The sequence below is a fragment of the Arthrobacter sp. TWP1-1 genome, assembly GCF_049897845.1.
Classification (GTDB): Bacteria; Actinomycetota; Actinomycetes; order Actinomycetales; family Micrococcaceae; genus Specibacter.
Map to the genome: position 1 here is coordinate 279,867 of NZ_JAFCXC010000001.1, position 15,292 is coordinate 295,158.

Consider the following 15,292-nt stretch of genomic DNA (forward strand, 5'->3'; position numbering starts at 1 on the left):
ATGAGAATTACGTGCGAATACTGACCATTGACACCTCGGCCGTTGCCAGCGCAGCCATCCTTGACTTTGATCCGCTGAATCCTGTGAAGACGACCGAGGTGCTGGCGAATTTTGCCACTGAGGACACCCGCAGTCACGCCGAGGTACTGGCGCCCGGAGTGAAGTCCCTGTTTGGTGACCCCGTCACCGAGGGCCCGGCGTTGGATGCCATTGTGGTGGGCACCGGTCCGGGGCCGTTCACCGGCCTGCGCTCCGGCATTGCCATGGCACGAACGCTCAGCTTCACGTGGGGCGTTCCGCTCTACGGCATGATGAGTCTTGACGCCCTGGCCCACCAGGTCTTTGACTCTCCTGAATACCGCGACGGCGTGGCCGTGGCTCCGCTTGCCGTGCGGGACTTTGTCATTGCCACCGATGCGCGGCGCAAGGAAGTGTATTGGGCAAAGTACAGCGCCGGTGCGCAACTGCTGGATGGACCGCATGTGGGCCCGGCGGATGACATCTTCGGCGTTCAGGTCTTTGGCGCCGGCGCGGGCCTCTACAAGGACGTGCTGACGGCCAATCGCTGCACCGTGTATGCGCCCTTTGCCCAGGCCCAGCCCACAGCACTTGACCTGGGACGGGCTGCTGCCCGAAAGGTCACGGCGGCCGGTTCCTTGGCAGGGGCAGGACTGCTGGATTCAACCCCGCTCTACCTCCGTGAATCCGATGCCAAGGTTCCCGGACCCCGGAAGCGGGCCCTCTCGTGACCGGCCCGATGGTGCCTGCCACGGCGAACAAGCAGCCCGCCGAGCTCCGCGATATGGTTGCCGCCGACATCGACTTCATCACTGCCCTGGACCTGCAACTCTTTGGCGTGGACTCCTGGCCACGCGAAATGTTTGTCGGTGAACTGGCCCAGCCAGAAACCCGGCGGTACATCATCGCGGAGCTGCCATCCGGCGTCGAACGCCAGCAGAATCAAATTGCGGGCTACGCCGGGCTGATGTGCGTGCCGCCCATCGGCGACATCCAGACCATCGGCGTGCTGCCGGAATTTGAGGGTCGCGGCATTGCCCGGGCCATGCTCGACGAGCTCATTGCCGAGGCCGGGCGCCGCGGCGCGGACGACATCATGCTGGAGGTCAGTTCCGCCAACCCGCGCGCGCAGAGGCTGTACAAGAGGTACGGATTTGAGCACATTCACACCCGGCGCAAGTATTACCGTGACGGCTCGGACGGGCTGATCATGCGCCTGCCGCTGGCTGGAGATGCCCCAACTACTACGATGAAGGACCCGTCATGAGCCAGGCCAACCCGCTGATTTTGGGGATTGAATCCTCCTGCGATGAAACCGGCGTGGGGCTGGTCCGTGGCACGGAACTGCTGACCAATACGGTGTCCTCGTCTATGGAGGAGCACGTCCGTTTTGGTGGTGTCATCCCGGAGATCGCCTCGCGCGCACACCTTGACGCTTTCGTGCCAACGCTGCAGCAGGCGCTGGCGGATGCCGGCGTGACGTTGGCTGATGTTGACGCCATCGCCGTGACGAGCGGGCCCGGGCTGGCCGGCGCGCTCATGGTGGGTGTCAGCGCAGCCAAGGCCCTGGCCCTGGCAACGGGCAAGCCGCTGTATGCCATCAACCATTTGGTGGCCCACGTGGGTGTTGGCTTGCTGGATGAATCCATCGCGGCCGTCACTCAGGGCGGACAACTGCCCGAAAACCTTGGCGCCCTGCTGGTGTCCGGCGGCCATACGGAGATCCTGCGCGTACGCAGCATCGCCTCCGATGTCGAACTCCTCGGCGCAACCATCGACGACGCCGCGGGCGAGGCCTTTGACAAGGTGGCCCGCCTGCTCGGGCTGAATTACCCGGGCGGGCCTGCCATCGACAGGCTGGCTCGCGAAGGCAACGCGAAAGCCGTCAGGTTCCCCCGCGGCCTGACCATGCCCAAGTACATGGGCACGGCGGAGGCGCCGGGCCCGCATCGCTATGACTTCTCCTTCTCCGGGCTCAAGACCGCCGTGGCCCGATGCGTTGAAGGCTACGAAGCCCGCGGCGAGGACGTCCCGGTGGCCGACATCGCGGCATCGTTCCAGGAAGCTGTCCTGGATGTCATCACGGCCAAGGCGGTGCTGGCCTGCAAGGAACAGGGCATCACCACCCTGCTCCTCGGCGGCGGCGTGGCGGCAAATACCCGGTTGCGCGAAGTGGCGCAGCAGCGGTGTTTGGCTGCCGGCATTACGCTTCTCGTGCCCAAGCTTTCGCTCTGTACCGACAACGGCGCCATGGTTGCGGCACTGGGTGCGCAGCTGGTCATGAACGGGGTGGCTCCCAGTGATCTGGCGTTCGCCCCGGATTCCTCCATGCCGGTGACGAGCATCAGCCTGTAGTCTCGACCGCCGGAAAGTGGTGCGGCGTCGGGGGATTATTGCCGGAAAGTGGTGCGGCGTTGGTCTGGGGAAGTTCGACGGCGGAGCCTGGCTGCGCGGTAAAGGATCCCCACCGCGAACATCACCAACCCGGCCAGCACCGCCTCGAACGGCAGGGTGGCAACTAACAGCAGGCAGGCCGCGGCTCCGATGAGCTGCAGGGCCTTGGGGTAGCGGCGGTCTGCGGCGGGTTGAGTGAATGCCGCAATGTTGGCCACGAGGTAGTAGACCAGCACGCCGAAGGATGAGAAGCCAATGGCGCCGCGCAGATCGGCGAAGGCAATGATCAAGGCGATGGCCGCACCCAGCGCCAGTTCGGCCCGGTGCGGCACCTGGAACTTGGGGTGAATGGCGGCAAACCAGTGCGGGAAATCGCCCTCCCGTGCCATGGCTAGCGACGTCCTGCCCAGCCCTGCCACGAGGGCCAGCAGCGCGCCCAGGGACGCCAACGCCGCACCCAAACGGACCACGGGACCGGCCCAGGCCCACGCCCCCGAGGCCACAGCGGCCGCGAGGGGAGCGGGGGTGGCGGCAACGCCGTCGGGCCCTAAAGTGGCCAGAAGTGTCACGCCCACCAGAGCGTAAATGACGGCGGCGATGGCCAAAGCCAGCAGGATGGCCCGCGGGATGGTGCGTCGCGGATTCCTGACCTCCTCACCCAACGTGGCAATTCGGGCGTAGCCGGCAAACGCGAAGAACAGCAGCCCGGCCGATTGTAAAATCCCGTACCAGCCATGCGACAACAGCCCATCACCAGCGATCTTGCCGCCGCTGGGACTGCCCGCCCACGCCGCCGACACCGCGATGGCCAGGGCAATCAACACGGCCACCACAATGATCCGGGCCAACGCGGCGGTGCGGCTGATGCCCCGGTAGTTCACGGCCACCAAAAGTACGACGGCGGCAATCGCCACCGGCCGTTCCCACCCGGCTGGCGCGGCATAAGCAGCAAAGGTCATGGCCATGGCGGCGCTGCTGGCCACCTTGCCCACCACGAATCCCCATCCCGCCAGGAATCCGGGCCACGGGCCAAGTCGCTCACGGCCGTAGATATAGGTGCCGCCGGAGGTGGGATACGCCGCGGCCAGCTGGGCCGATGAGGTGGCGTTGCAATAGGCCACGAACGCGGCGATGACCAGGCCAATCAACAATCCGGAACCGGCCGCCTGGGCCGCGGGTGTGAAGGCGGCAAAAACGCCGGCGCCGATCATGGAGCCGAGCCCCACCACCACGGCGTCGAAGGTTCCCAATCTGCGGGCTAGACTCTGCGGGCTGTTCATTGGATCGATCGTATCGATGCCATATGAACGGTTTATGAACACCGTGGCTGCGGACACTGTTACTGCGGACCCCGGCCAAGGTGTCTAGGCGGAATGCGCAGGCGCCTTAGCATCGATCGTTGCCTTTTCAGGTGTTGGAAGCTGGGCCGAGCTGGCCCTGCGACGCTTGCCCACGATGCTGATCAGGCCGGGAGTCACGGAGATCACAACCAAGAGAATTGCTATGACGTCGACGTTATTGGCCACGATTTCATAGCGACCCAGCCACGTCCCTAGGAGGGTGATGGAGCCGGCCCAGCCCACGGCGCCGGCAATGTTCCACAGCACGAATTTCCTGTAGTTATAGTTGGCAACTCCGGCCACCAGCGGAGCATAGGTGCGCACCACGGGTACAAAACGTGCCAAGACCAGCGCCCAGCCGCCGCGCTTGGCGAAGAATTCCTCAGTCTCCGTTAAGTACTTGGTCTTGAGGATGCGGGCGTCGTCCTTGAACCAGCGGCGGCCAAACTTGCGCCCCAGCATATAGCCCACCTGGTCACCGGCAATGGCTGCAACTATCACCACCCCGATCAGCACGGGAAGGGATAGGTTGAGCTGCTGGTGCAAGAGACCGGCAGTGAAGAGGAGCGAATCCCCTGGCAGGAACGGAAACAGAAGGCCTGATTCGACGAACACGATCAAGCCCACGACGGCGAGAGTCGCCGGGCCCAGGCCGTTTAGAAGAACAGCCGGGTCCAGTGCGGACAGCAGCCCGGATATTGATGAAACGTTGGCAGAGAGCAAGACAGGGCCTCGATTACGAATACGGGTTGGATGGGGCAGCGGAGGTGCCGTCTTCAACGGTAGGCGTGCTGGCTGTGCGGATTGCTTGTGGTAGCTGTGAGACCGGATGCGGGATTTGGCCCAGAGAATCGCTCTCCCAAAAAGGGGTTTAATGCATTACGCTCTCCCCGGAAAGGAGAGAGCGTAATGGGTTAAAGCCCCATATCTGAGCGAGGGTCAGTGGGTTGGAGGGCGGTGGGTTATTTGTGAGTTAGAGGGCGGAGAAACGCAGGAGCAGCGTCCTTGCCTCCGGACGCAACGCGAATTCCGGCCACACATCAGGACCGCAGGCCCGCGAACCCAGACCATGCTGGGCGGCATCAAGGTAGAGGTAGTTATTTTCTGATGCCGGAAGCTCGTGCGGGTGCCCGGAGTTGGCGATTTCCTGGGCCGTGTTCCGCGTCAGCGTGAACCCGGGACGCCGTCCCAGCGCGTCGGGATCGGCCTCAACGCGAAGCCACGGCGCTCCTTCTCGGGCCAGCTCCAACCACCGAACATCGCTGTGGTGCCCGGTTTCCTGAGGGCGCGCGTAGCTGACATTGAGTTCATCAATGGATCCGCTGTGCGCTCCCACAACTGCCGAACGCAAGCTGTCAGGGTAGGATTCCCGCGGGCCAGCGCCGAACCATGATGCCCCGTCAATGTCGGTGGGCAGGTCTAACCGCACGCCGATCCGCGGGAACACCAGGTCCCAGCCCGCACTGGGGGCGATGCCGATGCGCAGCCACAGATCCTCGCCAGCGAGCTGCCAGTTTTCCTCCACAGCAACGGAGTTGCCGCTGTCGGCAGCGGCATAGCGCGTGCGCACCCGCAGCCCGTTCGGCAGGGCGGCAACGTCCTCAACACGGCGGGTCAGGCGGTCAAGTCCGGCCTGCTTCCACACGGTCTCCGACGACGGCGCCGGGACGCCCCGGCCGCTGTTGAGCCACGGATCTTCCGGGCCATAAACCCCAAAACCGTTACCCTTGTCATTGTCCGTGGGGGCCCGCCACAGCTCGAGCCGGGGACCCGCCACAGGCAAGCCCGCCAGCGAAACGAGGGATCCGCCGTCGAACATGGCAGGACCAAGTTCGAGCGGTGCCGCGCCATCGACGGGTGAGGCCGGGCGGGGTGCGCGGGGAGCGGCGTGCGGCGCCGAGAGATCCAGCTGAGTTTCGGCCAGGGAGTGCCCCGCAGGCGCCCAGCTCGTTGCCTCGCGCAGCACGGCCACAACGCTCAGCCAGGTCTCACCGGCCGCAGCAGCTGCGACGGGCGGCAGTGCCAAGGTGGCTGATTCGCCAGGCTGCAACGGACCGGAAGTGCCATCCGCGGCCAGCTCGCCCGAGGCGGCAAGGGTGCCGTTGTGCTCCACACGCCAGCGAAGCACGACGTCGGACGCGTCAGCTGTGTGCCGCAGATTGGCTACCGTGAGACTCGCGTTCCCCTCGGCGTTCAGGGCCAACGCGAGCCGGATCGGGGAGACGATCTGCTTGTACTCATACAGGCCGGGAGTAGGTGTGGAATCGGAGAGGACCATGCCGTCCATGACGAAGTTTCCGTCGTGGATCACCTCGCCAAAATCGCCACCATAGGCAAAGAACTCCGTTCCATCAGCGGTGCGCGTGCGGATGCCGTGATCGCGCCACTCCCAGACAAAACCGCCGTGCAGGCGCGGGTACTTATCCACCAGTGCCTCGTACTGGTCCATGGCACCGGGGCCATTGCCCATGGCATGAACGTACTCGCACAGGATGAACGGGCGGGTGCGCTGGCGCGCCGATTCGATGGCGTTGCAGCCAAGGAGCAGCGCATGGGAATCATCCCGACCAATGGAATCGGTTTCCGGAATGGAGGAGTACATGCGCGAGTACACATCCGTGTAAGCGCCGGTGTAATCGCCCTCGTAGTGCACCGGGCGGGACGTGTCGCGGGCATGCGTCCACGCGGCCATGGCGGCCAGGTTTGCACCCGTTCCGGACTCATTTCCCAAGGACCACATGACGATGGAGGCGTGGTTCTTGTCGCGCTCCACTGTGCGTTCCATGCGGTCAACGAAGGCATCGCGCCAGGCCGGATCGTCGCTCGGGTTGCCCACCCAGTCAAGGGCGTGGAAGCCGTGAGTCTCCAGATCGCATTCCAAGATGACCCAGAAGCCCATCTCGTCAGCCAAATCGAGCAGCCGCGGGTGGGGAGGGTAGTGACTGGTACGGATGGCGTTGACGTTGAACCGCTTCATGAGGGCCAGGTCTTCGCGGGCACTGGCCTCGTCAAAGACGCGGCCGCGATCTGGGTTCGTCTCGTGGCGGTTGACGCCATGGAACACCACCCGGCGGCCATTGACCAGGAACTGGTCGCCCACGGTCTCCACCGTGCGGAAGCCCAAGCGGAGCGAGATGCTTTCCGCCGCGCTGGCCACGGTTGCTTCGTAGAGTCGGGGGACCTCGGCGGACCAGGGCTCGGCCTTCTCCGCTACAAGCGGAGCAACCTCGGCTGCGGAATTCCAGATGACGTTGATACCCAGCTCCGGGACGGTCAGCGTTACAGGGAATGCGGCCGCATCGGCAGTGATTTCGGGATTGATGGTGCCCGCCGTCGCGTTCCACCCTGTCCGCAGCCACACATCCGTGAGTCCTCCGGCCGGGCGAGCCTGCAGCGCGACATCACGGAAGATGCCGGGCAGCCACCACTGGTCCTGATCCTCGAGGTAACTTGCGGCAGACCACTGGTGCACCCTGACAGCCAGGACATTGCTGCCCGGACGCAGGGCCTCGGTGACATCGAACTCCTGGGCGAGCCGGCTGCCGGAGCCAACCCCAATTTCCGTCCCGTTCACCCACACCTTGTAACGAGACTCGACGCCGTCGAAGCGCAAGGTGAGTGCCGCCGTCGTACTTTTAAACCAGGTATCCGGGACGTCAAAGCTGCGGCGGTAATCGCCTGTGGGGTTGGCGTCAGGCACGAAGGGCGGATCGATCGGGAACGGGTATTGCACGTTGGTATAGATGGGCCGGCCGTATTTGCCGTCTTCCGCCAGGACCCAATGTGAGGGGACAGCCAGGGTGTCCCATTCGGAATCGTCGAAGGATTCGGAGCCAACGCCTTCCGTGGCTTCGCCGGCGGGAAGGATGGATCCGGCGCCAGGGGTTCCGGGAGCCGCGGGCAGCAGGCGGAAACGCCAATCCCCATTAAGAGAGAGCGACGGGGCATCGCTGTTCAACCATGACCGGGCAGGAACGCGGAGGCCCGAGCCGGGGCCCTGGTCTGTGATGTAGGAAGAAGACATTGTTTAACCGATCCTTATGGGAGGCCGCCGCCCAGTAATTGTCGTCATGGGCAGTGTGGCGTGTGCTCCACCTCACCCTAAGGGCTGATTTAGGACGATAGCACAAATCCCGAGTGACCACTCGAATTTAAAATAATGCGCCACGTAACTCATGTAGGCTCGCTAGTCATGACCACCAATGAGGCTCGAATGAGGGCACCGCGCGGTCCTTACGCCAAATCCAAGGAGCGCAGGGAGAGCATTGTTGCCGCCGCCCACGAGGTGTTTGCCGCCCACGGCTACCGCGGTGGCTCCCTTCAGGATGTGGCGGACAAAGTGGGAATGAGCCAGACAAGCCTGCTGCACTATTTCCCTTCCAAGAGGGACATGCTGTTGGCAGTGCTGAATTTGCGTGACACCGTCACGGGCGACGGCGCGACCCGTGATCCGGAGGAAACTCTCGTCGACGCTGTCATCCGGCAAGCCCGCTTCAATGAGACCGTGCCGGGCGTCATTGAGCTCTATACGGTCCTGTGTGCCGAATCTGTCACTGACGATCATCCTGGGCGCGAGTACTTCACGCAGCGGTATGAGCGGCTGCGGCTCAGTTATCTGCGTTCATTTTCTGCGCTCGCGGACGAAGGCAAGTTGCGTGTTGGAGTGGACCCACAGCGGGCCGCGGCGAGCCTCATTGCACTGTGGGACGGCATTCAAACGCAGTGGCTGCTGGATCCCACGAGCGTCGATATGGCCGGTTGCCTGCGTGACTACCTGCAATTGCTGATCCTCCCTGAATGACAGGGGAATTACCAAGGCGCAAGACGAGGCGTCAGTCGCCCAGCAGGATCAGTGCCGTGTCCAGGGTGGCCAATGACTGCGGGTTGTCGACCCGGGCAAGGGTCATGGCTGCCACGACCAGCGAACTGAGAACCGTGGCTAGCTGCTGATGGGCGGCGCTCGCCATTTCGGGGCGGTGCGCGGCGATTCCGCGAAGCAATGACGCGCTCAGTTCCTGCCGATAGCCGGCAATGGTGAGGCTGACCGCTTCTTCGTTGGAGATGGGTGAACCGGCAACGTTCAGGAGCAGGCAGCCGTTGTTGGAGGGCAAGGTGCCGCGACGGGCTAGTGCGTCCCGCAGCCCAATGAAATAGTCGACGATGGCGCCGGGCTCAACTTCCGGGGCGTTCAGCGGCAGCAATCGTGGGCGGATAATTTCCCCGAGGTAGCTCGCCAGTGCAGCATCAAAAAGCCCCCGCTTGTTGCCGAAGGCGTGATAGATGCTTGAGCGGCTCAGTCCGGTGGCGCGCTCAAGGTCAGGCAGTGAGGCGTCCTCGTAGCCGTGCTCCCAAAATACCGTCCGCGCAGCGCGGACGGCCTCCTGGGTATCGAAGGCTTGTGTACGTCCCATCGGGCCCCTCATTTTGTGGATTGATCGGTTCAATATATAGTGGACTAGTCAATACATAATAAACCATGGGTGATGGTTCCCCGAACCAGCGCCCCCTTGAGGAGTCATCCATCGTGGTTATCACCGGTCTCGTGTTCGCAGGCATTGCGGCGCTCATTCACGTCTATATCTTCTACATGGAATCGATCGCCTGGACCGGGGATCGCAGCCGCGCCACCTTTGGAATTGCCAGTCTAGAAGAAGCCGAGGTTACGAAAGCTTTGGCCTTCAACCAAGGGTTCTACAACTTGTTCCTAGCCCTTGCAGTCATGATTGGCATCGTCGTTTTCGCCGCAGGAAACACCACCGTCGGCGCCACGCTGATTTTTGTCGGAGCAGGTTCCATGGTCGCCGCCGGCGCGGTGCTGCTTTGCTCCAGCCCTAGCAAGGCTTCGGCCGCCCTAAAGCAACTTGTTCCTCCCCTCCTGGGACTTCTGTCCCTTGCTCTCGGCCTGTCTCTCTAAAACAAGCCCTCTCCATCTCCTTCAACAGAATTCAACAGAAAGCTCAGATCATGACCAACTCAGTCAGCACCCAAATCCAACTCACTTCCCGCCCCATCGGCTGGCCCACCGCTGCGGACTTCACCACTGTCAAGGTGGAGCTTGCCTCGCTTGCTCCCGGAGAAGTCCGTGTGGTCAATGAGTACGTTTCCGTTGATCCCTATATGCGTGGCCGGATGAGCGCAGCCAAGAGCTACTCGGCGCCCTTTGCCTTGGGCGAGACCATGACCGGTGGCGCGATCGGCCGCGTGGTCGAATCTGCCAGTGAGCAGATTCCGGTGGGCTCCGTGGTGCTCCACCAGTTTGGCTGGCGCGATGTGGTTCAGGAAGATGCTGCCGGGTTTAAGATCGTTCCCGAGTTGCCCGGGGTTCCGCTTTCGCTTTATCTGGGAATCCTCGGCATGACTGGGTTCACCGGCTATGTTGGCCTGACCGCGATCGCCAACATGAAGGCTGGGGACACCGTCTTCATCTCGGGGGCTGCCGGTGCCGTGGGTACCGCTGCTGGTCAGATTGCCCGCCTGCTGGGCGCGGGCCGCGTCATTGGTTCGGCAGGAAGTGACGAGAAGGTCGCGCTCCTGACGGAAAAGTACGGCTACGACGCAGCCTTCAATTACAAGTCCGGTTCCGTGCGTGAGTTGCTGGCCGCAGCGGCACCGGAAGGCATCGACGTGTTCTTCGACAACGTGGGTGGGGATCACCTGGAAGCCGCTCTCGACGTCTTCAACCCGGGTGGCCGGGCCGCGTTGTGCGGGGCCATCGCTGGCTACAACACCACGGACCGAAAGTCAGGTCCGGACAACATGGTCAACATGATCACCCGCGGCCTGAACCTGAGGGGTTTCACCCTGGGCAGCCACCTGGACATGGCCGCGGAATTCAACCAGCACATGACCGGCTGGTTCACCGAGGGCAAGATCGCCTACGACGAGACGGTAGTTGACGGAATTGACCATGCCGTTGATGCCTTGCTGGACATGATGCGCGGAGCCAACACCGGAAAAATGGTGGTTCGCACGGCCATTCCGGTCGCCGCGAACGCCTAGTTGCTCGCCATCTCCGTCACAAGATTCCGGACGACGGCGCGAAGGTCACCATTGTTGCTGGCTGCCACGGCGCGTTGCCGCTGGTAGCTGGCACCTTTGTTGATGATCGCTTCAACGCTGGCCAGCTCGTCCGAGCAACCTAGCTTGGCGGCAACAGGTTCAAGCTTGTTCAGCAGCTCGAGCGTGTTCTCGGTGACGAGCTGTTCCTTGCCTGCGGCATCCAGAATGATGATGGCTTCCATGCCGTAGCGGGCCGCCCGCCACTTGTTTTCTTGGATGTGCCACGGCGGCATCGTGGGGATGGTGCCGCCGTCGTTCAGGGTATTTGAAAAATCTTCAACCAGGCACTGGGTCAGCGCCGCAACGGCACCAATCTCCTCCAGTGTGGACATGCCGTCGCAGATGCGCATTTCGATGGTGCCAAGGCCCGCCACTGGGCGGATATCCCAACGGATCTCATTGGTTGCATCGATGACACCCGTGGTGAACATGTCCTGCACATAGGATTCGTAGGCAGCCCAGTTCGGGAACTGGAACGGCAGCCCTGCCGTGGGGAGCTGCTGGAACATGAGCGCTCGCTGAGACGCGTAGCCGGTGTCCTCACCATTCCAATAGGGTGAGGACGCCGAGAGCGCCTGGAAGTGCGGGAAGTAGTTGACCAATCCGTCAAGGACCGGCATGGCCTTGGAAACATGGTCCAAACCGACGTGGACGTGAACGCCGTAAATGAGCATCTGGCTGCCCCACCATTGGGTCCTGTCAACGAGCTTGGCGTAGCGTTCCTTGTCGGTCACCACCTGGGTGCGCGAATTGCTGAACGGGTGGGTTCCTGCGCACAGCAGATCCAGTCCAAGCGGTTCGCTGGCGGCGCGCAAAATGTTCAGGCTGCGGCGAAGATCTTCGGTGCCTTCGGATACTGTGTGGTTGACTCCGGTGACCAACTCCACAGTGTTCTGGAGCATTTCACCCTTGATATGGGGGTGTTCGCCGTCTTCCATGACGTCGGGGTGGGCCGCGGTGATGTTGGCAAAAACATCATTGGCGCGGGCTGCCAATTCACCCGATTCCTTGTCAACGAGCGCTATTTCCCATTCCAAACCGAGCGTAGATTGCTCGGACTTTGCGAAATCAATCTTCACTGCGGCGCCTCCTTGGCAATGCGAAGTTGTGACAGCTATTCGGCAAAAGTGCCGACTGCTCTCTGATTGTAGTTCAGGATCTCAGGCACAATGGATGCATGCCTATCCTGAATAAAGACATGACATTGTGCATCTCACTGGCCGCGCGGCCCAGTAACATCGGCACGCGGTTCCACAATTATCTTTACGACGCGCTTGGGCTGAACTACGTCTACAAGGCATTCGCTCCGGTCGATTTGGCCCAGGCCGTTGCCGGAATCCGCGGCCTTGGCATTCGCGGCGCGGCCGTCTCCATGCCGTACAAGGAGGACGTGATCGAACTTATTGACGTCATGGATGCCTCCGCCTCGGCCATCGATTCGGTCAACACCATCGTCAACAATGACGGCGTACTCACCGCCTACAACACCGATTACCTCGCCATCGCACGCCTCTTGACCGTCAATGACGTGGATCCGGCCACGACAGTCCTCTTGCGTGGTTCCGGCGGTATGGCTAAGGCCGTCGCCGCCGCAATGTTCGACGCCGGATTCGCCCACGTCACGATTGTGGCCCGCAACGAAGAGCGTGGCCGGGCACTTGCCGCGCTCTATAACTTCGCGTGGCTGCCCGAAGTGGGCGACGCTACCGCCGGAATGCTGATCAACGTCACGCCGCTGGGCATGACGGGCGCCGATGAATCTGTTCAGTCATTCGACGATGAAACGATCGCGGCCGCACAGATTGTGTTTGACGTCGTGGCGCTGCCCGCCGAAACGCCTCTGGTTAAGGCTGGACGCGCCGCAGGCAAGCAGCTCATCACCGGCGCCGAGGTCATCGCCATTCAGGCCGAGGAGCAATTTGTGCTCTACACCGGAGTGCGCCCCAGCCCCGAGTTGGTGCTCGAAGCCTCGGAGTTCTCCCGCGCCCAATAGACGCTCGCTCACTTGCGGGTCGTTTTTGGGCAACGCTCCTTCACATTAAGTGCAGGAGCGTCGGGGGAAAACGCCCCACAAGTGCAGGAGCGTAGGTAGGTAGGTAGGGTCAGGCGCCGTGCGGTTCGACCACCACGGCCACGCGGTCCTCGCCAATGCGCGTCAGGATCAGCGTTGCCTTGTTGGGGCCCTTGCCTGACCCTGTCAGCAACTGGCGCCGGAGCTCCTCCGGCGTGACGGAAATGCCGCGCTTCTTGATATCCAGCACGCCGATCCGGTTCGCCTTAACCCAGCCCTTGAGCGCCTTGACGTTGAAGGGTTTGACCTCGAGAACCTTGTAACAACGGGCAAATGGCGTGGCCACGGGTTCATCGCAGGATAGGTAAGCGATGTGTTCATCCAGCAGGTGGGCGCCCATGGTCCGGGCCAGGTCCGCCACCAGACCCGCCCGGATGACGGCGCCGTCGGGCTCGTAAAGGTAGTTGCCCACGGGGCCAATCTCGGCGTTTTGGTGAAGCGGATCAAACGATTCGGCACTTGTCAGCTCTGAGGTACCGTGCCGGCCGATCACCAGCGCGGAGCGCCGGATGCCTGGCCGGGCCAGCTGGTTGAAGTACAGGCCGGCTTCAACCACGTCGCCATCAATGGAAATCCATTGGGCCTCAGCGGTTGCCGGAACAGCGTCATGGGGGATGCCGGGGCCCATTTTCACACCAACGGCCAAACCCTGATCCGCCAGTGATTCCACAAAGGACAGCGGCGGGGAGAACGCCTCCGGGTCAAAGAGGCGGGTGGTGCCCGAGGTGCTGGTGGTGCGCCGCGCCGGATCCAGCCATATGCCTTCGATGCCGGCGAGGTCCACCTCCTCGGCCTTGGCACAAAGCACCTTGGCGTTAGGGAAGGGCATCAGGTTCACGGTGGTGCAGGCTGCGGTGATCTCGTCCATCTCCACGGCGGTGACGTCGATATCTAGGCTGGCCATCGCCAGTGAATCTGCCCCGAGGCCGCAGCCCAGATCCGCCACGGAGGTGATGTTCGCCGTCGTAAATCTTTGGGCGTGGAGAGCTGCAATGCTCAACCGGGTGGCCTGCTCAAGCCCCGCCTGGGTAAACAGCATCTGGCGTGCAAACTCGCCAAACTTAACCTCAGCCTTTGCGCGCAGCCGGGCCTGTGTCAGGGCAGCGGCAACCAGCTCGGGGGAGTGGCCCGCTTTACGCAGGGACTCGTTGAGCTTGAGGGAATCGGCCTCGCTGTACGGGCCCAGGGAGGACAACAGCTCCCAGCCTTCGACGGTGAGCAGAGGGGAAATCGCATCGATTGGCATAGCTAAAGCCTAGCCGCCACAGCGAGAGTGATAAGAGTCACGTTAAATACGTTACAAATAATTTGCGCAATTATTGGCGTGTGTAATAGCTTCAAAGGACTGCGTAAGGATTGCCTAAGCTAATCTACCTCTGGAGAAAATTGATGTTGAAGACGCGCCTGATGACGTTCGCCGCCACCGCCGCCGTACTTGCCCTGACCGCCTGCGGAACACAGTCCGGCGCTCCCACGAATGCCGAAAACGCAGCGGCCGCAACGGTGACCGTTGAGGATAACAACGGGACTCACACCATCAACACCCCGTTGAAATCTGTCGTCGCCACTGACAATCGAACCTTCGAGACGCTCGGCGCCTGGGGTATCAAGCTCAGTGCAGCCGCCGTGGCCCTGATGCCCGCGTCCAGCCCATACAAGAGCGACACATCCATCGTTGACCTGGGCAGCCACAACGAACCGGATCTGGAAGCCATTGTGGCCGTGGACCCGGACGTCATTGTCAATGGACAGCGCTTCACCCAGTACCAGGATGACTTCGTCAAGCTGGCACCCAACGCCACCGTGTTGGCACTTGACCCGCGTGATGGTGAGCCGTTCGACGTCGAACTTAAGCGCCAGATTACGGTCCTGGGCGAGGTCTTCAGCAAGCAGGCTGAGGCCACAAAGCTTAACGCCGACTTCGACGCCGCCGTTGCCCGCGTCAAGGGTGCCTACAACAAGGAAGACACCGTCATGGGCCTCATCGCCTCCGGCGGCAAGATCAACTACTCGGCGCCCAGCACGGGACGCACCCTCGGCCCACTGTTTGATTTCCTCGAACTGACCCCGGCCCTGGCCGTAGATAAGTCCAGCACCGACCACAAGGGTGATGACATCTCGGTCGAGGCCATCGCCAAGTCCAACCCGTCCTGGATGCTGGTCATGGACCGCGACGCAGCCGTTTCAGCTGAGGACGCCGACTACAAGCCCGCCAACGAAGTCCTGGAGACGTCCGCGGCCCTGAAGAATGTCACGGCCACCAAGTCCGGAAACATTGTTTACATGCCTGCCGATACCTACACCAATGAAGGTATCCAGACCTACACCGAATTCCTCAACACCTTCGCCGATGCACTCGAAGGCAAGTAGTTAATTAGCGTTCCGCAGCGCTGTTTCCAAGCACGTTCTG

The 15,292-nt window shown here is 62.4% G+C and carries 14 protein-coding genes; 8 read left to right on the forward strand and 6 right to left on the reverse strand.

Annotation, left to right across the window (positions count from 1 at the left end; all coding sequences use genetic code 11):
* Positions 1-11 precede the first annotated feature (11 nt).
* The 3 genes from tsaB to tsaD are packed head-to-tail and all read left to right on the forward strand — an operon-like array spanning position 12 to position 2,373.
* Positions 12-749: a tRNA (adenosine(37)-N6)-threonylcarbamoyltransferase complex dimerization subunit type 1 TsaB gene (gene tsaB / locus ACP7B9_RS01385; protein ID WP_425860054.1), complete on the forward strand. Its 738-nt coding sequence runs from the start codon at positions 12-14 to the stop codon at positions 747-749.
* Positions 746-1,285, forward strand: a complete 540-nt coding sequence (rimI, locus tag ACP7B9_RS01390) for a ribosomal protein S18-alanine N-acetyltransferase (RefSeq protein WP_425860055.1) — start codon at positions 746-748, stop codon at positions 1,283-1,285. Before tsaB ends, rimI begins: the two co-directional genes overlap by 4 nt.
* Complete coding sequence (gene tsaD, locus ACP7B9_RS01395; RefSeq protein WP_425860057.1) at positions 1,282-2,373, forward strand: tRNA (adenosine(37)-N6)-threonylcarbamoyltransferase complex transferase subunit TsaD; 1,092 nt, start codon at positions 1,282-1,284, stop codon at positions 2,371-2,373. The genes rimI and tsaD overlap by 4 nt, the downstream gene beginning before the upstream one ends.
* A 35-nt stretch (positions 2,374-2,408) precedes the next feature.
* On the opposite strand, the gene ACP7B9_RS01400 is transcribed toward tsaD, so the two are convergent.
* From ACP7B9_RS01400 to ACP7B9_RS01410, 3 genes are all read right to left on the reverse strand, one after another.
* Positions 2,409-3,692: an APC family permease gene (locus tag ACP7B9_RS01400; RefSeq protein WP_425860059.1), complete on the reverse strand. Its 1,284-nt coding sequence runs from the start codon at positions 3,690-3,692 to the stop codon at positions 2,409-2,411.
* A gap of 84 nt (positions 3,693-3,776) precedes the next feature.
* Entirely contained in the window at positions 3,777-4,475 is a 699-nt protein-coding gene (locus tag ACP7B9_RS01405; protein WP_425860061.1) for a DedA family protein, read from the reverse strand.
* Positions 4,476-4,725: 250 nt separating this feature from the next.
* The gene (locus tag ACP7B9_RS01410; protein ID WP_425860062.1) at positions 4,726-7,776 is read right to left on the reverse strand and encodes a glycoside hydrolase family 2 TIM barrel-domain containing protein; all 3,051 of its coding nucleotides are present in this window, start codon (positions 7,774-7,776) and stop codon (positions 4,726-4,728) included.
* Positions 7,777-7,944: 168 nt separating this feature from the next.
* On the opposite strand from ACP7B9_RS01410, the gene ACP7B9_RS01415 reads away from it, so the two are divergent.
* Positions 7,945-8,553 (forward strand): TetR/AcrR family transcriptional regulator, encoded by a 609-nt coding sequence (locus ACP7B9_RS01415; RefSeq protein ID WP_425860064.1) that lies wholly within the window; start codon positions 7,945-7,947, stop codon positions 8,551-8,553.
* Positions 8,554-8,584: 31 nt separating this feature from the next.
* On the opposite strand, the gene ACP7B9_RS01420 is transcribed toward ACP7B9_RS01415, so the two are convergent.
* A complete protein-coding gene (locus ACP7B9_RS01420; protein ID WP_425860066.1) occupies positions 8,585-9,163 on the reverse strand; it encodes a TetR/AcrR family transcriptional regulator in 579 nt (192 codons plus the stop codon).
* Positions 9,164-9,276: 113 nt separating this feature from the next.
* Here ACP7B9_RS01420 and ACP7B9_RS01425 point away from each other — a divergent pair, with 113 nt between their 5' ends.
* Entirely contained in the window at positions 9,277-9,666 is a 390-nt protein-coding gene (locus ACP7B9_RS01425) for a DUF1304 domain-containing protein (protein ID WP_425860716.1), read from the forward strand.
* Between the two features lie 50 nt (positions 9,667-9,716).
* On the forward strand, positions 9,717-10,751 hold the full coding sequence (locus tag ACP7B9_RS01430; RefSeq protein WP_425860068.1) for an NADP-dependent oxidoreductase: 1,035 nt from the start codon (positions 9,717-9,719) through the stop codon (positions 10,749-10,751).
* On the opposite strand, the gene ACP7B9_RS01435 is transcribed toward ACP7B9_RS01430, so the two are convergent.
* The gene (locus ACP7B9_RS01435) at positions 10,748-11,890 is read right to left on the reverse strand and encodes a glutamate--cysteine ligase (RefSeq protein ID WP_425860070.1); all 1,143 of its coding nucleotides are present in this window, start codon (positions 11,888-11,890) and stop codon (positions 10,748-10,750) included. The genes ACP7B9_RS01430 and ACP7B9_RS01435 overlap by 4 nt on opposite strands.
* Positions 11,891-11,988: 98 nt before the next feature.
* Here ACP7B9_RS01435 and ACP7B9_RS01440 point away from each other — a divergent pair, with 98 nt between their 5' ends.
* A complete protein-coding gene (locus tag ACP7B9_RS01440) occupies positions 11,989-12,804 on the forward strand; it encodes a shikimate 5-dehydrogenase (protein ID WP_425860072.1) in 816 nt (271 codons plus the stop codon).
* A 109-nt stretch (positions 12,805-12,913) separates the two neighbouring features.
* On the opposite strand, the gene ACP7B9_RS01445 is transcribed toward ACP7B9_RS01440, so the two are convergent.
* A complete protein-coding gene (locus tag ACP7B9_RS01445; protein WP_425860074.1) occupies positions 12,914-14,128 on the reverse strand; it encodes a THUMP-like domain-containing protein in 1,215 nt (404 codons plus the stop codon).
* A gap of 143 nt (positions 14,129-14,271) precedes the next feature.
* Here ACP7B9_RS01445 and ACP7B9_RS01450 point away from each other — a divergent pair, with 143 nt between their 5' ends.
* Positions 14,272-15,252: a siderophore ABC transporter substrate-binding protein gene (locus tag ACP7B9_RS01450; RefSeq protein WP_425860076.1), complete on the forward strand. Its 981-nt coding sequence runs from the start codon at positions 14,272-14,274 to the stop codon at positions 15,250-15,252.
* Positions 15,253-15,292: the final 40 nt, after the last annotated feature.